At 57.3% G+C, this 21,966-nt stretch carries 20 protein-coding genes and 1 tRNA gene; 15 read left to right on the top strand and 6 right to left on the bottom strand.

The genetic code is table 11. The annotated features are described in order from the left end of the window. From tsaE to AB1772_01980, 10 genes are all read left to right on the top strand, one after another. Positions 1 to 432: a tRNA (adenosine(37)-N6)-threonylcarbamoyltransferase complex ATPase subunit type 1 TsaE gene (gene tsaE / locus AB1772_02025; protein MEW5795116.1), complete on the top strand. Its 432-nt coding sequence runs from the start codon at positions 1 to 3 to the stop codon at positions 430 to 432. 5 nt (positions 433 to 437) lie between these two features. Continuing rightward, positions 438 to 1,115 (top strand): tRNA (adenosine(37)-N6)-threonylcarbamoyltransferase complex dimerization subunit type 1 TsaB, encoded by a 678-nt coding sequence (gene tsaB / locus AB1772_02020; GenBank protein MEW5795115.1) that lies wholly within the window; start codon positions 438 to 440, stop codon positions 1,113 to 1,115. Further along, complete coding sequence (gene rimI, locus AB1772_02015) at positions 1,075 to 1,578, top strand: ribosomal protein S18-alanine N-acetyltransferase (GenBank protein MEW5795114.1); 504 nt, start codon at positions 1,075 to 1,077, stop codon at positions 1,576 to 1,578. Before tsaB ends, rimI begins: the two co-directional genes overlap by 41 nt. A 3-nt stretch (positions 1,579 to 1,581) precedes the next feature. Further along, complete coding sequence (accD, locus tag AB1772_02010; protein ID MEW5795113.1) at positions 1,582 to 2,424, top strand: acetyl-CoA carboxylase, carboxyltransferase subunit beta; 843 nt, start codon at positions 1,582 to 1,584, stop codon at positions 2,422 to 2,424. Next, positions 2,412 to 2,777, top strand: a complete 366-nt coding sequence (locus AB1772_02005) for a hypothetical protein (GenBank protein MEW5795112.1) — start codon at positions 2,412 to 2,414, stop codon at positions 2,775 to 2,777. The genes accD and AB1772_02005 overlap by 13 nt, the downstream gene beginning before the upstream one ends. Before the next feature lie 8 nt (positions 2,778 to 2,785). Beyond that, positions 2,786 to 3,700 carry a Mur ligase family protein gene (locus AB1772_02000; GenBank protein MEW5795111.1) on the top strand — a complete coding sequence of 305 codons (915 nt, stop codon included), beginning with the start codon at positions 2,786 to 2,788 and terminating at the stop codon, positions 3,698 to 3,700. Continuing rightward, positions 3,700 to 5,076, top strand: coding sequence for an ATP-binding protein (locus tag AB1772_01995; GenBank protein MEW5795110.1), 1,377 nt, complete (start codon positions 3,700 to 3,702; stop codon positions 5,074 to 5,076). Before AB1772_02000 ends, AB1772_01995 begins: the two co-directional genes overlap by 1 nt. A gap of 4 nt (positions 5,077 to 5,080) precedes the next feature. Next, positions 5,081 to 7,222, top strand: coding sequence for a GAF domain-containing protein (locus AB1772_01990; protein MEW5795109.1), 2,142 nt, complete (start codon positions 5,081 to 5,083; stop codon positions 7,220 to 7,222). A 99-nt stretch (positions 7,223 to 7,321) separates the two neighbouring features. Next, the gene (locus AB1772_01985; GenBank protein ID MEW5795108.1) at positions 7,322 to 8,752 is read left to right on the top strand and encodes a sigma-54 dependent transcriptional regulator; all 1,431 of its coding nucleotides are present in this window, start codon (positions 7,322 to 7,324) and stop codon (positions 8,750 to 8,752) included. A 361-nt stretch (positions 8,753 to 9,113) separates the two neighbouring features. Next, positions 9,114 to 9,563 (top strand): hypothetical protein, encoded by a 450-nt coding sequence (locus AB1772_01980; GenBank protein MEW5795107.1) that lies wholly within the window; start codon positions 9,114 to 9,116, stop codon positions 9,561 to 9,563. Between the two features lie 208 nt (positions 9,564 to 9,771). Here the strand turns inward: AB1772_01980 and AB1772_01975 are convergent, their stop codons facing one another. Then, entirely contained in the window at positions 9,772 to 12,453 is a 2,682-nt protein-coding gene (locus tag AB1772_01975; protein MEW5795106.1) for a valine--tRNA ligase, read from the bottom strand. A 153-nt stretch (positions 12,454 to 12,606) separates the two neighbouring features. On the opposite strand from AB1772_01975, the gene mazG reads away from it, so the two are divergent. Beyond that, on the top strand, positions 12,607 to 13,416 hold the full coding sequence (mazG, locus tag AB1772_01970; protein MEW5795105.1) for a nucleoside triphosphate pyrophosphohydrolase: 810 nt from the start codon (positions 12,607 to 12,609) through the stop codon (positions 13,414 to 13,416). A 332-nt stretch (positions 13,417 to 13,748) separates the two neighbouring features. Next, on the top strand, positions 13,749 to 15,083 hold the full coding sequence (locus AB1772_01965; protein ID MEW5795104.1) for a hypothetical protein: 1,335 nt from the start codon (positions 13,749 to 13,751) through the stop codon (positions 15,081 to 15,083). Between the two features lie 275 nt (positions 15,084 to 15,358). Here the strand turns inward: AB1772_01965 and AB1772_01960 are convergent, their stop codons facing one another. The 5 genes from AB1772_01960 to AB1772_01940 are packed head-to-tail and all read right to left on the bottom strand — an operon-like array spanning position 15,359 to position 19,113. Further along, on the bottom strand, positions 15,359 to 16,045 hold the full coding sequence (locus AB1772_01960; GenBank protein MEW5795103.1) for a type 1 glutamine amidotransferase: 687 nt from the start codon (positions 16,043 to 16,045) through the stop codon (positions 15,359 to 15,361). A 3-nt stretch (positions 16,046 to 16,048) separates the two neighbouring features. Further along, positions 16,049 to 16,945: a polyamine aminopropyltransferase gene (gene speE, locus AB1772_01955; protein ID MEW5795102.1), complete on the bottom strand. Its 897-nt coding sequence runs from the start codon at positions 16,943 to 16,945 to the stop codon at positions 16,049 to 16,051. A 9-nt stretch (positions 16,946 to 16,954) separates the two neighbouring features. After that, positions 16,955 to 18,124 carry a type III PLP-dependent enzyme gene (locus tag AB1772_01950; protein MEW5795101.1) on the bottom strand — a complete coding sequence of 390 codons (1,170 nt, stop codon included), beginning with the start codon at positions 18,122 to 18,124 and terminating at the stop codon, positions 16,955 to 16,957. A gap of 13 nt (positions 18,125 to 18,137) precedes the next feature. Next, on the bottom strand, positions 18,138 to 18,551 hold the full coding sequence (gene speD, locus AB1772_01945) for an adenosylmethionine decarboxylase (GenBank protein MEW5795100.1): 414 nt from the start codon (positions 18,549 to 18,551) through the stop codon (positions 18,138 to 18,140). 19 nt (positions 18,552 to 18,570) lie between these two features. Beyond that, positions 18,571 to 19,113: a cupin domain-containing protein gene (locus tag AB1772_01940; protein ID MEW5795099.1), complete on the bottom strand. Its 543-nt coding sequence runs from the start codon at positions 19,111 to 19,113 to the stop codon at positions 18,571 to 18,573. Between the two features lie 605 nt (positions 19,114 to 19,718). Here AB1772_01940 and AB1772_01935 point away from each other — a divergent pair. The 3 genes from AB1772_01935 (at position 19,719) to AB1772_01925 (ending at position 21,531) form a co-directional block, all read left to right on the top strand. After that, positions 19,719 to 20,276 carry an outer membrane beta-barrel protein gene (locus AB1772_01935; protein ID MEW5795098.1) on the top strand — a complete coding sequence of 186 codons (558 nt, stop codon included), beginning with the start codon at positions 19,719 to 19,721 and terminating at the stop codon, positions 20,274 to 20,276. Between the two features lie 15 nt (positions 20,277 to 20,291). Continuing rightward, a complete protein-coding gene (locus tag AB1772_01930) occupies positions 20,292 to 20,852 on the top strand; it encodes a hypothetical protein (protein ID MEW5795097.1) in 561 nt (186 codons plus the stop codon). 605 nt (positions 20,853 to 21,457) lie between these two features. Beyond that, a tRNA-Met gene (locus AB1772_01925) sits at positions 21,458 to 21,531 on the top strand. Positions 21,532 to 21,966 lie beyond the last annotated feature (435 nt).

Here is a 21,966-nt window from a genome sequence, read left to right as displayed (position 1 = left end):
GTGAAGGTGCTCAAAGTCATCTCGCATTCCGAGGATGAAACTGTCGCCCTGGGAAGACGCCTGGCGGCGTCGTTTGACAGCGGCGATGTCATCATCCTTAGGGGAGAGCTCGGCTCAGGCAAAACAACTTTCGTGCGGGCGCTGGTTGCGGCGCGGGGCATAGATGAGCGTCTCGTCACCTCACCGTCGTACACTTTCGTCAACGAGTACCCCGGTGACCCGCCGATCTATCATCTTGATCTGTACCGGATGGGGGATGTCTCGGAGTTGACCGAGATCGGCTGGGATGACTTTCTCAGCCGCGACGGGATTGTCATAGTAGAGTGGGGCGAACGGGCCGATTATCGTCTGCCGTCGCGTTACTATCTGGCCGAGTTTTCGATCATTGACGAGGAGCAGCGGCAAATCAGCTTTTCGCTGGTGCAGTCATGAATGCGATGAGTTTCGAAAACGTTCTGGCGGTCGATACGGCCACGATGCGGCTCAACCTGGCCCTCCTCCATCACGGAGACAGGTCGGTGCAATCGAGTGAATCAGTGGCCCGCACCCACGGACAGATTATCATGAAGAAGATCGATGAGCTCTTCCAGTCGTCAGGGGTAGCCGTCGGAGAACTTCAGGGCATTGTGGTTTCGCTTGGGCCGGGATCCTTTACCGGGTTAAGAATTGGTCTTGCCGCAGCCAAGGGCATAGCAGTAGCGGGGGAGATTGCGATAGTCGGAGTCACCATGTTTGAACTAGTCGGTGCGCGCCTGCGTCACGAAGAAAGACCAACCTATGTGGTGATTCCATCGCGCAAGGATGAATTGTATCTCGGGACTTACGGACACGAGGACAACGCCGAGCCAATTGTCACGATAGTCTCCGAGGCGGAACTGTCAGCGAAGATCGGGGATTACGTTGTGTATACCGTTGGATGTGGCGCTGAGGCGTTTTTGTCGGATCACCTCCAGCAGGCTGCCCGTCGGTTCAACTACGACGCCATGGATTTGCTTCGAGTCGGTCTTAATAAACTGCAGGCGAGGCAGCACGCCGATCTGGCCGCGCTCGAACCGGTATATTATCAGAAGGCGATTGCGGAAATCAGGTTTGATCGCCGCCGCGGGGAGGTCTGAAATGGAGCTGGTCATCAGGCCAATGCACAAGGCCGATTTGAAAAGGGTCATGTCGCTGGAGAGTAACGCTTTCTCGGATCCCTGGCCGCTGGAAGCGTTCAGGGAGCACATAAACGACCCCGAGGCCGGTGCGCTGGTCGCCGAGCGCGAGGGCGAGATTGTCGCCTATGCCTGCTATCAGCTTGAGAACCATAAGCTTCACCTTACCAACCTGGCCGTGGACCCGACGCTCCGGAGAAAATCAATTGCCAAGCAGGTTCTCGCCCATATCTTAGATCTCGCCCGGGATCGGGAATGCGAGCTGGTTTACCTTGAGGTGAGAATCTCAAACGAAGCAGCTCGTTGCTTTTATGAGGCTTCTGCCTTTCGCACTGTCGATCGGTGGGTTCGTTATTACCGGAGCCCGGTCGAGGACGCCCTGATAATGATGCGCTGGATCAACGTGGCCGCCAGCGATCGGTGAAAAATGGAGTGGTTTAGAAAAGATAAATCGGGGGTGGAGGCCCAGGAAAAACGCAACATACCGGAAGGGTTGTGGCATAAGTGCGAATCCTGCGGCGAGATCATATACAGCAAGAAACTGGAGCAGGGCTTCTGGGTCTGCCCCGCCTGTAATTTTCATTTTCGCATTTCCTGCCGGCGATATATCGCGCTGCTCCTGGACGACGGCGCTCTCGATGAGTATGACAACCACCTTGAATCGGCCGACCCGCTCGAGTTTGTCGATTCCAAGCCGTATCCCGAGCGCATTAAGGCCGCCACTCATGCGGCCGGTCCGACCGAAGGACTGATCGCCGGGATCGGCAGTATCGGCGGCAAGACAGTTTCGTTCGCCATCATGGACTTTGCCTATATCGGCGGCTCGATGGGTTCGGTGATCGGCGAGAAGGTCGCCCGGGCGATTGAGCGGGCCATCGAACGGCAGCTTCCGCTGATTATCGTCTCCTGCTCCGGCGGAGCCCGCATGCAGGAGGGAGTGCTCTCGCTGATGCAGATGGCCAAAACCTCCGGGCTTCTGGCCGTGCTGGCGGACCGGCAGATTCCGTTCATCTCGGTGGTGACCAATCCGACCACCGGCGGTGTGATGGCCTCGTTCGCCGCGCTAGGTGATGTCATCATCGCCGAACCAAAAGCGCTCCTCGGATTTGCCGGCCCCCGTGTCATCAAGCAAACGATCGGCCAGGATCTGCCCGAAGGGTTTCAATCGTCCGAGTTTCAGCTGGAAAAGGGCTTTGTCGACGCGGTAGTTGACCGCAAGGACCTCCGCCCCACGATTATCAGCCTGCTGGAGTACATGTGGAGAAAGTGAGACGCCACACCTATCGGCAGGCCGAGCGGTTCATTCTCTCGCGCGAGTTCTTCGGCATGAAACTCGGGCTGGAGAATATTACGGATTACCTCGAAGAACGTGGCAACCCCCAGCGTAAGTACCTGACCGTGCATCTGGCCGGTACCAACGGCAAGGGTTCATGTTCAGCCATGCTGGCTGAGATCTTTCGCCGGGCCGGTTACCGAACCGGGCTGTTTACCTCGCCGCATCTCGTTGACTTTCGCGAGCGGATAAGGGTCGACGGAAGTCTGATTAAGAAGCAGGCGGTAGCACGCTACGTCGATAGTCATCGCACCGCGCTGGTAAAAAAAAACTCTCCTTCTTTGAACTAGTCACGGCGCTGGCGTTCGACTATTTCGCCCGCCAGGCGGTTGATGTAGCCGTCATCGAGACCGGACTTGGCGGACGACTCGATGCCACTAACGTTCTCAAACCGGCGCTGACAATCATCACCGACATCAACTACGATCACGTCGAGATCCTGGGGCCGACTCTCGAGGCGATCGCCGGCGAGAAGGCGGGTATAATCAAACCGGGCGTCCCAAATGTAATCGGCTTGCTGCCGCGGGAAGCACGGCGCGTAGTAGCAGCCGCTTGCCGTGAGCGCGGCTCGGAGCTAGTGACCCTCAGGCACGGTGACTTCTCCGCGGATATGAAGCAGCTTACGCTGAGCTTCCATTCGGATGATTCGCGGTTCGAGAATCTGACGCCCGCGCTCAGAGGTCCGCACCAGTTGCGCAACACGGCGGTTGTATTGAAAGCGGTCGAAGTTTTGAGACGGCAGGGAATATCGCTGTCGGGCCGCGCGATCAAACGTGGCGTGGAGCATACCGTTTGGGCCGGGCGGTTCCAAATCGTTCGGGAAGGCGCCCGATCGCCGGTTGTGGTGCTCGATGTCTGCCACAATCCGGGTGGGGCGGCAGCGTTTGTCGACACTTTCAAGCGGGTCTTTCCCGGCCGAAAAGCATCGATCATCGCTGGTTTCGTGAAGCGGAAAGCCCATCAGGAGATGATCGACCATCTGGCCAGGGTCGCCGACAGCTTCCGGCTCGTTCCGCTCAAAACGGGGCGAAGTGTCGACACCAGGGAACTGGTGAGCGCTCTTGACTGGCACGGAGTGCCCGTCAAGAGGTTTAGCCGCTTCGAAATGGCCTATGATCGACTCTTGGAGAATGCCGATCCAAGTGATATCATAGCCATTATAGGTTCGCATTATCTGGTAGGCGAATACCTGAGCAAATACGGAAGACAATAATGGCCCGAACCAGGGACAGCCATCTCAAGGGAAAGCGAAGCGCGTCAATCCCACGGGCAACTCGCCCCTCGCCGCTCAAAAAGCGCCCGCCCGAACCGGAGAAATCCGCAGAGGCCCGCTTGGAGGAGTTATCGCGGACCAATCGTCAGCTCAAGCGCAAGATCTTCGATCTCTACACGATATTCGAAATCAGCCGCAATTTCAACGCGGTGCTGGATTACAAAACTCTTCTCGAGTCGTTCATCTTCACCTGCCTGGGACAGGTGGGCGCGCTTCGGGCCGCCCTTTTTCTGAAAGAGAGCGCCGATTCCCGCGAGTTCCGGCTGGCCAAAGCGAAGGGGTCCGGAGCCATGCCGCCTGCCGGAAGCGGCTTCCAGGATGACACCCGGCTCATACGGTATCTCAGTCGACTGAACCGACCGACACCGGTGGTGGATCTCTCGCCTGACCTAACCACGGTGAGGGAGAGAGAGGTGCTTGGCTTCTTCAAAGGCGGTATGTTGGTCCCGCTCATTTACAAAACCCGCCTGGCCGGGCTGTTTCTGCTGGCCGACAAGATCGCCGAGAAGGCGTTTACACAGGACGAAATAGAGTTTATTTCGTCGCTGGGAAACCAGATTTCTGTCGCTATTGAAAACGCCCGCCTCTATGAAGGGGAGAAGGCAGCCAATGAACAACTCTGGGAGGCGCAGAGTCAGCTCATGCAGGCGGAGCGGCTGGCTACGCTCGGCGAGATGTCGGCCAAAATCGCCCATGAGGTCAACAACCCGCTCGGTATTATCAAGAACTACCTGTTGCTGCTGCAGCGTTCCGGCGGCGAGCCGGACAAACAGAAGCACTATGTCGAGGTAGTCAGCCAGGAGATCGATCGGATTGCCAGAATCGTCGAGGAGCTGCGGCGGTTTCACCGGCCGTCGCGGGTCGAATTCGCCGTCGTGGACCTCCGAGAGATTCTCGACGGAACCCTGGCGCTGTCCTCGCGCCAGCTTTCGATTTCCCGAATCGACATACAGAGAAAACTGTCGTCCGAGCCGCTGTTTGTGAAAGGGAGCGCCGACCACCTCCGACAAGTCTTTCTGAACCTGATCTTGAATGCGCGCGACGCCATGAAACAGGATGGACGACTCACGGTGGAACTCAACCGCCGCGGCAACGAGGCACACGTTCGCTTCGCCGACACCGGCCCCGGCATCCCACCGGAAGTCATCCCGCGCATTTTCGAGCCGTTCTTCACGACCAAGGGTGATGACGGCTCCGGCCTGGGACTGTCCATTTGTCAGAGTATCATCAAAAGCCACAAGGGGTCGATAATCTATACGAATGCAGACCACGGGGGCTGTTTCGATATACACCTTCCGTTGGTGGCCAAGCCGTAACGCCATGACCAAACCCGCTGCCCGGATATTCATAGTCGACGACGAACTCCGTTTGTGCGAGTCACTCTCGGCGCTGCTACAGGGAGACGGACGCGAAGTCCTCGCCTTTCAGCAGGCGCCCGATGCCGCCAAGGCGATCCGTGACCAGAAAGTCGATCTCGTCATCTCGGATATCAAAATGCCCGTTCTCGACGGTCTGGAGATTCTCCAGATAGTCAAGCAGGTCGATGAGGGCATCCCGGTCATCCTGCTGACCGGGTACGCGTCGATGGACAGCGCGCTGGAGGCCATCAGTCTGGGCGCTTACGATTACCTTCTCAAGCCGGTCGATTTTGATCGCCTGGAGCTGTCGGTAACCCGCGCCCTGGAGCGTCGCGAGTCCGAGCTCGCCCGCTTGCGATTGGTGGAAGAACTCCGCCTCTCCAATCTCATTCTCCAGCAGCGTGTGGGGGAACTCAACGCCCTCTACGAGGCGGGTAAGTCGATAGGTTCGCTGGCGAACCTCAATGACCTGCTGCGCCAGATCGTCATCCTGGCCTCGACTGTGACTGAGGCCAATGTCGGCTCGATTATGCTGGTGGACGAAACCGGTCAATACCTGACCATTGAGGCGGCTATCGGCCTTCACGACGACATCGTCCGCAAGACCAAGCTGCCCCTGGGGGCTTCTATCGCCGGATTCGTTGCTAAGTCCGGCGAGCCGCTTATTGTCGAGGATGTCGAGAAGGACAGTCGTTTTCAGAGGATAAACCGGGAACGGTACGGCGCGGCGTCGCTCCTCTGCGCGCCGCTGCGGATCAAGAACACCGTGCTCGGGGTCATAAACATGGCCAATAAAAACGGCGGCCAGGTGTTTACGAGTGACGATCTCCGCCTGCTGAGCAATTTCGCCTCGCAAGCTGCTGTGGCGGTAGATGACGCCTCCCAGTTTGAAAAGAACCGACGTCGGTTGGTAGAATACGAAGTGCTGCATCAGATCTCACGCGCTCTGCCCGGGATCGATTCGTGGGAAAACTTTCGCCAGGTGTTGATCGAGAAGCTCCGCCGGGCTTTCCCAGTCGACTATGCGATCTGGTTCGCCTGGGATAACGCTGCCCGGGCGCTTATACCGGCCGGCGCCCTGGGAAAGACCGATATACCGCTCACCGAAAGCGGCAAGATCGATCTCTCGAGAGTAAGTCGCGAGGCGGTCCTCATCACCGGGCTCAATCCCGATCAAGTGAATCTCGAAGATATAGCCGCGCTGAGTCAACTCGTCGGAGACCGGATCCGGGGCAACAAACATTTTCCCCAGCCGGCCCACGCCTATATGGCGGTTCCCATCTTGCGTTCAGGCGAGCTGGCATTCGTGTTCTATCTCGGTGCCGACGACGAACGCGCTTATTCACCGGAGGATTTCACGCTAGCCCAGTTGGTCATTTCACAGGCATCCGTGCTGTTCGAAAAGGAAAAAGCGCTGCTCAACGCCACCCGCCTCATGACCATGGGGAACATGATCTCTGAGATTTCGCACGATCTGCGGCGCCCTCTCACGACTATCAAAGGCGAGCTGCAGATACTCCGCCAGCGCTGGCCGGATATCACCGAGAAGTCGGATTTCTTCAAGATGGCGGAGGAAGAAATCCACCGCATGAACGACCTTGTCAAGGAACTGGTCAATTTTTCCAATCCCAATCGTTATGAAACCGCCAAGCTCGACCTGCGCCATATAGTTCAGCGAGCCTCCGAGCTTGTCGGGCCTGACCTGAGGAAGAATCGGATTGAGTACTCAACCGATTTTTCCGATGGCAACTGGGAGATCATCGCCAATAAGAACCAGGTGATGGAGGTCTTTCTCAACCTGTTCATTAACGCGGTTGACGCCATGCGCGACGGCGGCAAGTTGACTGTGACCGGACGGATCGAGCGACCCCCCCACCGCCATGAAGACTACCTCGGCATCCACGTCTCGGACACCGGCTGTGGTATCAAGAAAGAGCACTTGTCCCGAGTGTTTGATCGCTACTTCACAACTAAAGAGACTGGTACCGGCCTCGGACTGGCCGTGGTGGAGCGGGTCATCTCCGCACACAGCGGCACGCTGCATCTGAGCTCCGTCGAAGGCAAGGGGACCACGGTCTCTGTGTATTTCCCATATAAACCTTGATTCTATTGCAGGTTATTGCGACTTTTCGGCAACGGCGGTAGATTCTGACTTAAATTGCAGGATTTGTTGCCGATAAGTAACTTCGAGAGGGCGACAACTATGCCTCGCGAAAAAGCCAAGATCAAAGTGCTGGTTATCGACGACGATCCCAAGATCGCCTGGATTCTTTCCGAAGGGCTGTCTACGAGTTTCGAGTTTGTGTCGGCTACCGACGGAATCCAGGGCATTCAAATGGTCTCCACGGAGAAACCGGACCTGATTCTGCTGGATATCAAGATGCCCGGCATGACCGGCCTGGAGGTCCTGGAGAAGCTGAACAAGATGGAGAACCGGCCCGAGGTAGTTATGATCTCCGGTCATGGAGGCACCAAGTATGTGGTCGACTCCATGCGGCTTGGGGCGGCCGAGTTTATCGACAAGCCGTTCGACGTCCGTGAAGTGGAGATTCACCTGAACGGTGTGATGGAGCGGGTGAAACTTCGGGAGGAGGTTTCCGCTCTGAAGAAAGAGCTGGAAGCGCGCAGCGACTACTCAACATTTGTCGGCGATTCCGAACCGATGGCCCGCGTGAAGGGAATAATCGATCAGGTGGCCGACTCGGAGTTGACTGTGCTTATACGAGGTGAGTCCGGTACCGGTAAGGAGATCGTGGCTCGTTCTCTGCACCAGTTGTCCTCGCGTCGGGATCAGCCGTTTGTCAAAGTGAACTGTGCCGCCATTCCCCGTGACTTACTTGAGGCGGAGCTTTTCGGGTACGAGAAAGGCGCCTTTACGGGCGCGCACAAAACCAAGCAGGGTCGGTTTGAATCAGCTAACAAGGGGACCATATTCCTCGACGAAATCGGCGATATGCCGCTGGAACTGCAGTCAAAACTGCTTCAAGTACTCGAGCAGCAGGAGTTCGTGCGGGTCGGCGGAATCAACAACATCCGGGTGGATGTCCGAATCATCTGCGCCACTAACCGCAATCTTGAGCATGCCATATCCAGCCGGGAATTTCGTGACGATCTGTTTTACCGCCTCAATGAAATCACGTTGTTCCTGCCGCCCTTGCGGGATCGAAAAGAAGATATACCGCTGCTCTTGACTCACTTCCTGGCCAAGTACAACAAGCTCTACAGCAAGGAGTACCAGGCACTGACGCCCGAAACGGTCGCCCGGCTGATGGCCTTCCACTGGCCCGGCAACGTCCGCCAGCTCGAGAATATGGTCAAGCAGGTGGTGGTGCGCTCCGACGAGCAGATAATCACGGAGCTTATCGCCGCTGCCGCGCACATGGCACGCCCCGAGGATCCCCGGCCGCCCTCGGAACCGGTGATCGCGCCCATACCGGCAGAGGGTGAGGCTGAAGTCGGTTATTCTCTGAAAGGGAGAGTCGGCAGAAAGGTCGCTGCCGAAGAGAAACGACTTATTGCCGAGGTCCTGACCAAGACCAACTGGAACCGCCGCAAGGCGGCCGAACTCCTGGACATAAGCTACCGGTCCCTGCTCTACAAGATCAAAGACTATAATCTCAACTCGACATCTTAGGGCCATCTTCGGTGGCCCACGCGCTTGAGAGTGGGATGGCGCACATTCCGCCGGGCAGGGTCGCCCAGCGGCACAATCAGAAAACTCCCATACATACCATCATGTCCCCCTGTGCAAGTTTTGAGCACCCCTCTGCACATGTCGAGGTGTCATGTGGATGTCACGACCAGATCATGATGTTGTCCACAGTGTCCTCTACGTGCATGACAAGCAGTTAGTGCGGCTAAAGCGTCGGGCGAGATCTCAGGTCGGAAACGTTTTCCCGCGTATCTCCTTATTAGGTAACTGGAACGATTATTGCTCACACTAACCAGATAGGTAGGTATGCCAGACGACGGCCCCGTTTGGTGGAGCAACGATTATGGAAGCACCGAGAACCACCATCGATACGCGGTGTCCCGGGACGTTCGCGGACAAAGTGGCGGTTGAACTCAATCGCGCTGAGCGGTACCGAGTATTTGTCTCCCTTACGATTATTGACCTGGGGCCGGCCCGAGAAATCGCCGCCGATCAAGCCGCGGAGGTCCTTGAGGACGTGACCAGCCGAGTTAAGGCGGCAGTCAGGGCGTGTGATCACGTCGACCTTCTGATGGGCCATTGTTTGGCTGTGTTGCAGCCGGAAACCCCTCGCCAGGGGGCGGAAATCGCCGCCAGGCGGCTAACTGAGATCGTCAAGGGCAGTCTCAAGGCTCGCTACGGTGACCAGGCCGATCGAGCGATCCCGGTCGAAATCGCGTCGTATCCCGACACCGCCGGCGCCCGGACTATGCAAGGCTTCCTTGAAGATATGGTAAAGAAAAGTCAAAACTAACCCCTTCTCTTTTTGATATACCTCTTCTCAACGAAACCGTCCGGTTCCCCCCGGACGGTTTTCATTTCTGCGGGATGCCCTGTCTGGCGGTCGGAGCGTCGGGCAGTACCAGAAGCTAATCGTAGGGGAGAACCTGAGCGGAGCAAGCGTCAGCGAGCGACAATTGTGGTTCTGCAAAACGCGCGCTTCCACCGGCTTGTGGCCCGAATTACCACCCCAGAATCTGCTCAAGATTCTTATTGATCCGCTCGATACGCTCTTCGTAGTCGCGTTTCTTGAGCTTCTCGCGGTCGATAACCTCGGCCGGCGCGTTGGCCAGGAAATCGGGGTTCGCGAGCTTCTTGGCGACCTTGACCTGTTGGTCCTTCAAATTGGTCAGTTCCTTGCTCAAGCGTGTCTTCTCCACCTCGATATCGATCAGTCCTTCCAGCGGGATGAAGATCTCCGCTCCTGAGATAACCGCTGAGGCTGAGAGCGGAGGCTTTTTGACCGTGGTTCCACAATGCAGATTCTCGACCCGGGCGAGCGAGCGAAAGTACTGTATGTGATCCTCAAGTAGTCGAGCGAAGGATTCGTTGTTCACGCGAACATACAAATCCGACCGCTTGCCCGGCGGCACGTTCAACTCCGATCGGGTCGAGCGAACCGCCACAACCACCTCCTGAATCTGCTTCAGGCTTTCCTCGAGACGATCGTCGACATGCCTGCCGTCGGAGCTCGGCCACGGGCCGAACACTAGCGTAGCGTCGCGCTCGCTCCTGCCGGCGGAAGCCACCAATTGACCGTAAATTTCCTCAGTGACAAACGGTATAAACGGGTGCAGCAGCCGCAGAATGCGGGCCAGAACATAGGTGGCTACGTTCAGCGAGTTTTCGCGGATCGGCTCACCCGGGCGATCCGGCTTAATCAGCTCGACATACCAGGAGCAGTAGTCCTCCCAGACGAAGTTGTACAGCGTCTTGGCGGCGCTGGAGAGGCGGAATTCGTCGAAGGATCGCTCCACCGACGCAATCGTCCGCTCCAGCCGCGAGAGGATCCAGCGGTCGAAAATGACCAGGTCGGATTCATCGAGCTTGTCTAACACCGGGGACCGACCCTCGAGGCGAAGCATGACAAAACGCGATACCTGGTAGAGCTTGTTGACAAAGTTGCGACCGCCCTCGAAAGTATTGCGGCTGATCCACGGGTCCTGGCCGTCGGGCGTGGCCAGCACCAGCGATATGCGAAGAGAGTCCGCGCCGTACTTATCAATAATCTCCACCGGGTCAATTCCGTTACCGAGCGACTTCGACATCTTGATCCCGTTGGCGTCGCGCACCGTCCCGTGAATATAGACATCGCTGAACGGGCACTTGCCCATGAACTCGAAACCGGCCATGACCATCCGCGCCACCCAGAGGAAGATGATTTCCGAGGCGGTAACGAGAACGCGGGTGGGATAGAATTTTCTCAGTTCCGGTGTTTTATCGGGCCAGCCGAACGTAGAAAACGGCCAGAGCCACGACGAAAACCAGGTATCGAGAACATCTTCGTCTTGGACCAGAGTAGCCGGGTCATAGCCGGGGCATTGTTCGGCCGCGGGTCGATCCACTGAGACAAACGCGGTGCCGTCCTCGGCGTACCAGACCGGGATGCGATGCCCCCACCAGAGTTGCCGGGAGATGCACCAATCGCGAATATTCTCCATCCAGTGGAGATAAGTCTTGGCCCAGTAGTCGGGGTGGAAGCGGAGTTCGCCCTTCTTGAGTACTTCCACAGCCGGGCTGGCCAGCTCGCGCATCTTGACAAACCACTGCAGCGAGAGATACGGCTCCACCACCGAATGGCAGCGATAGCAGGTCCCGGCCGAGAGCTCGTAATCCTCAGTCTTTTCCAGCAGCCCCTTGGCTTCGAGATCGGTCACTAGCGCCTTGCGGCCTTCGTAACGGTCCAACCCTTTGTACTTGCCCGCGTTCTCGTTGAGGGTGCCGTCGGTGTTTAGGATATTGATCTCCGGCAGATCGTGTCGCTTGCCGATTTCGAAGTCGTTAGGGTCGTGAGCGGGGGTCACTTTGACTACCCCGGTGCCGAACTCTGGGTCAACATAACTGTCGCTGACAATCGGTATCTCCCGCTCGAGGATAGGGAGAATAACGGTGCGGCCGACCAGCTTTTTGTAACGGCTGTCTTTTGGTGACACTGCCAGCGCCGTATCGCCCAGCATTGTCTCCGGGCGGGTCGTAGCAACGGTCAGGTACTCGTCCGAGCCTTTGATTTTGTATCGCACGTACCAGAGGTGGCTTTTGAAGGTCTCGTGTTCGACCTCGTCGTCGGACAGCGACGTCCGGCACGACGGGCACCAGTTCACGATACGGTGGCCGCGGTAGATCAGGCCTTTGTTGTAGAGGTGGATGAAGACCTCGCTGACGGCGCGCGAAAGGTTTTCGTCGAGGGTGAACCGGGTGCGCTCCCAGTCGCAGCTGCAGCCAATCCGCCGCAACTGGCTGAGGATAATGTCCTTATTGCGATAGGCCCAAGCGCGGGTGCGCTCGACAAACTTCTCGCGCCCGATTTCGCGGCGGGTCGTACCCTCTTTGGCCAGTTGCTTTTCGACAATCACCTGGGTTGCTATACCGGCGTGGTCGGTGCCCGGCAGCCACTCGCTCTCAAACCCCTCCATCCGATGTTTGCGTATCAGGATGTCCTGAATGGTGTTGTTCAGGGCGTGGCCGAGGTGGAGGACATCGGTGACATTGGGGGGTGGAATCACAATAGAATACGGCTTCTTCTTTGACTCCGAGGAGCCGTGGAAAAAGCGCGCCTCCACCCAATGCTGATAAATCCTATTCTCGATCTCAGCCGCCGAGTAGGCGGTTGATTTCTTTTCGCCGTTGTCAGTTACTGTCTTCATTTGGTCTCAGTTTCCGCCGGGACCGGCACAGAGTGGCACTTTGCGCCCGACTAAAGCTTTCCATTTAATCTGGGCAGCCTTAAGTTGTCAAGCACCGAAACCTCGGCAACAGAAAGCCGGTCAAACATTTAGTACAGGATATTATCGACAGCTATGGCCGATCTCAAAGCACAAGTGCTCGACCCCTCGCTCACTCCCTTTGAACGCCTGGTCAGGCTGATGGCGATTCTCCGCTCGCCCGACGGTTGCAACTGGGACCGGACGCAGACCCACCAATCGCTCCTGCCATACCTGATCGAGGAAGCCTACGAGGTAGTCGAGGCGGTGGAGGCCGGCGATTCCCCGGCCCTCAAAGAGGAGTTGGGGGACCTAATGCTTCAAGTCGTCTTCCATTCCCAGTTAGCCGCCGAAGCCGGGCACTTCACCATAGACGACACGCTTGACACGATTATACAGAAACTCCTGAACCGCCACCCCCACGTCTTCGGCGAACGGCGCGACCTGCGACCGTCAGCGGTTCGGGATCAATGGGAGAAGATCAAGACCAGTTCGGGCGAGAAGGAGAGCGTTCTGGCAGGTTTGCCTAAGACTATGCCGGCGTTGACCATGGCTTTTCGAATTGGCGAAAAGGCCGCCGGAGTCGGGTTCGACTGGAAGTCCTCCAGCGATGCACTTGACAAAGTTGCGGAGGAGGTCGCTGAAGTTCGGCGTGAGGCGGCCTCGACCCGACCCGACAGGCGGGAACACCTCAAGAATGAGATCGGCGATCTGCTTTTTGCCATGTCCTCGGTGGCGCGATTGGAGGGAATCGACCCGGAGGTGGCTCTCCGCGATGCTCTTAGCAAGTTTCGCCGACGGTTCGAGGTGATGGAAAAGCGGCTCACCGAGGGTGGGCGACGGTTTGAGGAGTACACCCTGGAGCAAATGGAGGCGGTTTGGCAGGACGTGAAGAGCGAATTGTAAGCCGTTGATTATCAGCGACTTACTCTGAGTGGGCGAGGGGCGAATAGGGGCCAGATAAAATCGATTTTTTTTCTTGCATCTTGTTGGCCCCCAACACAGATTTGGCGAACTTAAAGGGCTAGACAGCTAATCAGACCTGAATATAGATGCAAAGAGTATCTGTGGACATGGAAGTTCAAGGAGTGGACGGCTTTGCCGCCACCGGGAGGTTGCCTATGGTGTGAAGTTCTTGACGGTGCTGTCACTGTCACCTCGACAGGGCCTGGCTCTGACGAGGGCTTTTCACGCAATTGTTTTGAAGAACTAACATCCCAAGAGATGAGGAATACAGTATGAAGAAAACGCTAATTGCTTTCGTGGGACTGATAGTGCTGGTCAGTGCGAGCGCTTTCGCCACCGAAACCCGCACCCTGGTTATGGGGCAGAACTCGATGATCATGGTGGATGACTTTAACATGTTCATGTATCCCGGCCGGGTGAACAATTACCCGAACTTGCTGCTGGGGGAATTCAGCCAGGGTCCGAATTTCTACCAAACCGGTATCACCTGGCAATTCAATGACGAGAACCCCTGGGTATTGGGAACTTTCGTCTCCTATTACCCGGAATTCGGTGCCCATGATTATGACGGTCGTGATCTGTCGCAGTTCGGCCAGGCCTTCAGCACTTTCCCGAATCAGTGGCTATACAACTACCCCTGGTGGTGGTGGTACGACTTTGGATACGAGGACCGTGCCCCGGCTGCGGTCAATGAGCTGAGCGACTCATATCCGCGCCGCTTGCATCTCATCTACGGCCGCAAGCTGGGTGGTCAGAACTTCGGTTTCAGCGCGCAGGCAGTGAAGGCCAGCTGGAAGGCCGAAGATGATTCGACCCAGTATGTGCCGGTCAACACCGATGCCAAGCAGTCGTTCTATCAGTACACGCTGGGTTTTGGTCTCACCGAAGCCTCCACCGGCAAGTGGGACCTCGGCCTGAGCTTCATGTTCGGCGGCTGGACCAACGAAAATCCGGAAGGTGAGAAGTTCAATGAGCCGAGCGGCTACTACGATCTAATGGCTTCGGGCCGTTATTTCTGGGTGCGTAACCCGAAGGTCACGCTCGTTCCTCATGCGTCGTTCGGTATTGGCAAGCGGGGCGCCCAGAACTTCGGCGACCTGCCCGACACTACGCCCGACGATGACTTCAAAGTAGAATGGACTTCGACTGCCTTTGATCTCGGCTGCGGCATGAACTACACCCCGGGTGCCAATATGTTGGCCGTGGCAGATCTCGGCTTTTCCTACTGGAAAGTAAAGGGTGAGAGCACCGGCGGGACCGACATCGATCCTGAGTTCCTTGGTGAACACTCCGAGAGTTACTTCATCTTCCCGTACTTGAAGCTCGGCTTCGAAGGCGAAGTGTTCAACTGGATGGATGTCCGCGCCGGCGGTTACACCTACCTCTGGTCCTCGTCGTTCAAGATCGAGTCCGATTTCATGGTCGACCAGACCTACAACGAGCCGTCATCGGACACCTACCTTGGTCTCGGTTTCCACTGGGGCAGACTGTATCTTGACACCTATATGGATCCGGAGATCGTCCTCGACGGGTTCAACTTCATCTCCGGCAGCAACGATGCTGATGACCTGAACTTCCAGGTTTCGATGCTGTACGAGATGTTCTAAACTCGTTTAGTTTCTCGTGGCCGGCAGATGTCCTCATCTGCCGCCTCACATTGAGCATAAAGCCCGGTTCGATTTTCGAGCCGGGCTTTTTCTTGTGTGTGCGTAGAGTTCCCTCGATACGACCGGCAGGCCTCCGTGCCCGCCGCAACCGTAGGTCGGGACCCTCGTGCCTGTCCGCCGCGGCGGGGTCCTGACACACGCGAAGACGTCGGGATGACGAGCATCCCGACCTACGAGTCGAAAGCGGCAGGGGCGGAGCCCTGCCCGTCAAAAGTCTACCCCAGAAAATTCCCCATCAGCCGGTAGCTGAGGGCTTTCATCTGCTCGGCCTTGGCAGTGTACTCGGAGACGATCTGCTCCTTGGTCTTGCCTTCTTCGGTCAGTTCCGATTGGTATGCGTCGCACCAGAGCGGGACCTCATCGGCGCGAGGTTCGATATGGAACTGGATCGCCACCGCCTTCCCCTTGCGAAAGGCCTGGTTCCGGCAGGTTTTACCTGTGGCCAGTAGAGTAGCTCCGAATGGGATTTGAAAGGTGTCGCCGTGCCAGTGGAAGACCTCCAATTCCGGCGGCATACCGGCGAAGAGCGGGTCCTGCCGGCCTTCCTCGGTCAGGGTCGCTTTGTAGAGGCCGATTTCGCGCACCTCGTTGCGACGAACCTCGGCGCCCAGCACCCGCGCCAGGAACTGTCCGCCAAAACAGACGCCCAGAAAGGGGAGATCGTGTTTCACGGCGGAAGCCATAAAGGCGAAGAGCCGCATGAGATACTCGTACCGCAAATAGTCGCGCACCGAGAGCGGCGTGCCGAGTACGATAGCGGCTTCGAGTGAGGCAACCTCAGGCAGCGCCTCGCCCGCATAGGTGCGGACAACGTTGTAGGGGATCTTCTGCTCGGCGAGATAGTCGGCCAGATTGCCGGCCGATTCCGCTGCCCAGTTCTGAACGATACAAACCGGCTTCACGACCTAACCCACCAATTCCCTCACAAACTGAGGCAGGCTGAATGCGGCGCGATGGATCTCGGCGTTGTAGTAGCGAGTCGAGGGCTTGGTCTTATCGTACCGGGCCTGGTCGAAATCTCTTACCGGATCAATCCCCTTGCTGCAGAACGCAAAAGACCAGAAGGCGGACGGGTAGATCGGCATGAAGCAGGTGTACATACGCACAAGGGGGAAAATCTCCCGCAAGTTTCGGTACATCGCCCGTACCGTCTCCTGATTGTAATACGGCGATTCGGACTGCGCCACCATAATGCCGTTGTTGTTCAGGCGGTCGAACACGCTCTGGTGGAAGGATTTCTGAAACAGATCGGCGGCGGGGCCGACCGGGTCGGACAGGTCGAGCAGGATCAAATCGAATTTCTCAGACGTATCTTCAATAAACTTCTTCCCATCCTGATACACCACCCGGGCGCGGCGGTCCTCCAGGCCCACGGTCAGACGCGGGAAGTGCCGTTTCGAGACCTCGACCACCATCCTGTCAATCTCGCACATCGTGCAGCGTTTGACCTCGAGATGCTTCAGCACTTCGGTCAGCGCGCCGCAGTCGCCGCCGCCGATAATCAGCACTTCGTTCGGGGACGGATGACAGAATAGCGGCACGTGGGTGATCATTTCGTTGTAGGCGTTGTTGTCCCGGTCGCAGACCATGAGCGAGCCGTAGAGGACGAGAATCTTGCCGAAATCGTTGTTTTCAAGAATTTCGATTCGCTGAAACTCGGACCGGCACGACTCCACCACCCGGTTGACCTTCAGGGTCAGACCCGACGTATGATTGTGCAACTCGGAGTACCAGACATTCCACAGGTCCTCCATGCCTTCTTCGGTGATGTACTTCTCTCCGGCGGTGGGTTTCGTGTCCATATCTCTGCCTCAGTCGATTATCGCATATTCAGGACGTTTGAGCGAATTGAAATCGGAACCGGAGACAGCGCAGTAGGCGCCCGTCAGCGGGAAGACAATCATGTCGCCGATATTGTGCTCCGGGATCAGCAGGCCGTCGTACATGACATCGAACGAGTCGCAAGTCGGCCCGGCCAGCACGGATAGACGACCCTCACCGGACCGATTCGTAATCACCGGGTACTGGCAATGGTCATAGACGATACCCGAGAAGGTGGAGTAGAGGCCGTCGTCCAGATAGTACCAAATCTTGCCGTCGCGGACCGCCTTGCCGATCACACAACAGACTAAGGTCACCGGGCTGGCGGAGATGAATCGGCCCGGCTCACAGATGACTTTGATGTCCGGGCGGATCTGGGTTTCGAGCGCTTTGTTGATCGGCCGGCAGAACTGATCAATCGGCGGCACCGGCTCGACATAGGCGACCGGAAAGCCGCCGCCGATGTCCAGAAGGCGGATGTCGAAACCGGCCCGCTCCAGCGCCTTGATAAGGTCACCCGCGGCATTGATCGCGTTCACATAGTTTTCGGCGTGTATGCACTGCGAGCCGATATGAAAACATAGGCCGTAGACGTCATGCCCCGCCTTGCGGGTTTCCTCGGCCAGCGGCAGGACCTCGTCGACCGTACACCCGTACTTGTACTGGAGATCGACCACCGCCTTGACCGCGTTGACAACCCGAAAGCGAATGAGTATCCGCAGCCGGGTGGTCCGAAAGCGCCGCAGCTTGCGCACTTCGTCGATATTGTCGACCACGAATGTCCGCACCCCCGCGCTCACCGCCGTGTCGAATTCCCTCAGCGATTTGACCGGGTGCGAGTGAACCAGCGCCGACGGCTCGGCGCCGGCGCGCACCACCACCTCGATCTCACGCCCGGAGCAGACCTCGAACCGGCTGCCGGCCCGGTGGAGCTCGTCAAGAAAAACCGGATGATTATTCGATTTGACCGCGTAGTGGATCTCGGCGCGGGGGAGCGCCTCGGCAAGAGCCCGGTAGTTGCGGCTGATCTCCGAGCGGGAGAGCAGCATGAGCGGGGATTCGAGCCGCCCCCGCTTGAAAAGTCTGCGCACCAGGCCGGTGTCCACCCCCCGCAACACCTGTGATTCGGCGATTTCCTTGAATGAAAACGAACTTGTCACCTGTGTCCTCCCTTTAGCCGGCGGCGGTCTTTGCGGCCTTGAGCGCGGCCGGCTTGTGTTGGATGATTTCGTTGGCGCTCGACGGTATCCCACGGCTGATCTCAGTCACGCAGGCATTCGGACTGCCGAGCATTTCCTTGAGGTACTCGTTGGCCAGGTACGGGTCGACCGCCTGCCCGCAGGTGAAGAAATCGACCGCGGCATAGTTGTACTCCGGCCAGGTGTGAATAGACATATGCGACTCGGCAATCACCACGACGCCGGAGACACCCTGTGGCGCATAACGGTGGAAGACCGAGTTGACAATGGTCGCCCCGGAGCGGCGGACCGCCTCGAGCAGGCAGCGTTCCAAAAACGCGGCATCATTCAGCCGGCCCGGCGTGCAATCGACATACTCGGCGATCAAGTGACGTCCCAGAATTTTCATATCCGTTTCTCCTTCGATCTTACATCTGCGGCGGGGCCGTGACCCACAGCAGACGAACCATCGAGCGGCTCTTGTTCATTATCTGACTGGGCTGGTCGGCCTCGAAATAGAAGCAGTGATTGGCCCGCACCCGATAGTCTTTCTTGCCCAGCCGCAACGTAGCCTCACCCTTGAGCACATAGCCGAACTGCTCCCCGGGGTGAGGGTCAAATGCATCCAGACGTTCCCCCGGCTTGAGTTCCACCAGGATCGGATCCATCTCATTGTTGGTGGACCCAGGCACCAGAACCTCAAAGCGGCTGGCCCCCTTTCCCTCGACCGAAACCCGATCGCCCGGCGTAAACACCACCTCCGGCTCGGCCTTGTCGCTGAAGAACTCCTGCAGGCTGACACCCAGCGCGTCGAGAATGTCGGCCAGCGAATCGACCGAGATCGAACACTGGTCATTCTCAAGCTGGGAGATAAATCCCTTGGTCAGATTGGCGCGATCGGCCAGTTCGGTCTGAGTCAGGTCCGAGGCCAGTCGCAGGGTTTTGATTTTCTGTCCGAGCTTGAGCTCCACTATCCAATCCTGAAAAAGCGAGGTTTAATAAACACTACCTTTTTGTTTAATTAACGCGGCCCATTATATGCGGTTCGGGGGGAATGTCAAGAAGTTTTTGCGCGACGGCGGAGATTTTTTCCGGCGGGCGGGTGGCTGGACGGGATTGTCGGTCGACTCGGCCGAACGGTCCCGCAGGACGCGTTTCGAACATTGACCTTTGAGGCGAAAAACCCGATAGCGTTTCTCTTCACGTAGGCGTTGTTTTGATCCTACCCAAAAGCTTGCAGGTCGAAATCTGTCCCGGTGCGCCGCAGGCGTGCGGTGCGGTTTCGACACCTTCATACTGTCTCTGGGGCCGCGGGGGTCCAAACGCCCGGCGCGGGGTGTAGGCGCCTGGCCCGCCGCGGAGGGCCCACATCTGCTTGCGAATGGCAGCACCCAACGCGACGGCGTTTCCCATCCCACCCGCAGGCGGGTGGGACGCCGGGGTCAGCGGGTGGGCCACTTTGCCCAAACGTCGCCCGCGACGGCCCCGTATATCTGTTGACACTCCTCGTAAACACAGGTATTTTGCATTCGCCACCATCAATGCATAAAAACATTCCTGAGCAGGAGGATATCGCATGAGAAAACTAGTGGCAGTGATCAGCCTCCTGATTCTGACCGGGGTGCCGTCGGCTATGGCGCAGGACGGCCCCAAACTGGGTGTGGGCGCATTCGCCGGACTCAGCTTTCCGTTGGTGCAGGACGATCAGGGTCAGGGAATCGAGTATGGATTCAAGGGCCGTCTTGGTCTTGGATCCATCATCGTAGTGGAACCGTATGTGTCGTTTGTGAAGTGGGGCGAGCCGGACCCGATTGAGGGCGTTGACCTGGGTATCGATGGCTCCAAAGTGACTGCGTTCGGCATCGATGCCTCGCTGGGCAACTCACCGGGGATCACCGGTATCTCGCCGTATTTCGTGATCGGATTCGGATCCTACAAGGTGAAAAACGACGATACCGGGTACGACCAGTCCAAACTCGGATTTTCCGGCGGCCTTGGTCTGGGTATCGGCTTGTCGCCGAGTTTGGCGCTCGACTTCCGCGGGAAGCTGATTGTGGCTCCCCAGGAGGAAGGCGGCTCGAAAAAGGCGGTCGACGTTGTCGGCGGCCTCAACTTTAGCTTCGGTGGCCAATAGAAAGGAGGCATGACCATGAAAAAGTATCTCAAGAATAGCGTGCTGGTCAGCGCGATTACTCTGGTCGGCCTCGTTGTCGCCGGCTGCCTGGTATCAGGGACGTTCGTAATCGTGGAGGATGTCGAATTCGACTTTACGGCCAATACCGGCTTTTACTGGTACCCGGTCGATCTGCGTGGGAATTCCGATTGGGAAGACCATAAAGATGACATCGACGATATCGATGCGGTGGGATTCGAATTCAAGATCAAAAACACCTCCCTCGAAACCTGTGAACTGAACGCATGGTTCGTAGCTGCGGAGGGTGAGGCCAACCAAGCTGGACCGCCGCCGTCGACTCCCGGAGCGGCGGGTCAGACTAAGGTCATCGATGGTTTGGTGGTAGCGGCAGGGGCTACTCGTACAGTCACGTATGCTGAATCCCTTGGTCACATCAGCAATCTGCCAGCGTTCAAGGCGATCGTGAAGAGCGGTCGGTTTGATTACTACGGCACAAGCTGCGGCAACACCGGCGATTCATTGTTTGTGGTGACCGACGGCAAGATCATCGTGACCGTTTCGGCCAGCGGGTCCTAAGAATCTGTATCGATAGATTGTCGAAAGCCGGCGCATCCCAGCGTCGGCTTTTCTCTGTGAGTCTGTCTGCTCCGCCCACGCACAAAAACGGGTCACGGCGCGCAGGCTGCGCGCAGATAGTGCGCCGGCTATCCCCATATCAGACAAGGGATCAATGGTTCTAAGCGCGTCGAAACAGCCGCGCCGTCGCAGTAACTGCGCGTAGCGGTCGTGTCATAGGCGGTCACAATTATGTCATGGAGTTTATATGTCAATGTTTGCCAAGCGCTTGCGGCCGTGTCCCGGGGCCTGTCGTCCCCTTGGCATGAGAATTGACTATACTCTAAGTGCAGTTAGTTACTCTTAAATATACGCAGTATGGCGGTGAAGGGTATTTAAGAGATGGGGTTGAGGAGTTCTTTGTGAGGGAGAACTCCTTTACCGACTGAGAGAGGCGGCCAGGGCAGGCCGCCTCTCTTTTTTGTCTCATTTCGCCAGGAATTTGAACGAGCGCGTCTCATCGGTGTTGTTCCGTGTTATCCGTCTGGGGACGGGCTAGGCTCGTTAGTCCTTGACTTGTGAATGCAAATCAGTAGATTTTGCGCCCTCGGAGTTTTGGTCAGAATGGCGGTGTAGCTCAGCTGGTTAGAGCAGCGGAATCATAATCCGCGTGTCCGGGGTTCGAGTCCCTGCACCGCTATGTGACATTAGGGATATGGGAGTAAGCAGCCCATTGAAGGGGCGCAAGTTCCCATTGAGTTTGAATATAACGCGATCGTTAGCCTCTTCCTGTGATACGGTTAGTTTATCCGGGAAGAAGTTCTTTATTGCCTGCCGCAGTTGTCCCGAATCGACGATCGGTTTGGTGAGCAGCCCGCGTAGGTCGGACAACATAGACGCAACCAAGTCAGTTGTAGTAACTGGCAGCCGAGTGGTTGATTGAGAGCCTCTGGAAAGACTGTCCGCAACCGTCCTCAATTCGTCTTCAAGTTCAACTATTCGGCGGCTGATTGTCCGAGAAACGTCGCCTTCCTCGACAAGGCTGACAAGATTGCTGAGCCGCCGCTCCATATCCTGTTTTCGCTCCGCTAGGTGCTGTGACCGTGTCTTATCGTCGGCCACACGGTCCTCAATC

It is taken from the genome of Candidatus Zixiibacteriota bacterium, assembly GCA_040752815.1.
Taxonomy (GTDB): Bacteria; Zixibacteria; MSB-5A5; order GN15; family FEB-12; genus JAGGTI01.
This window is presented reverse-complemented; position numbering and strand designations above follow the sequence as displayed.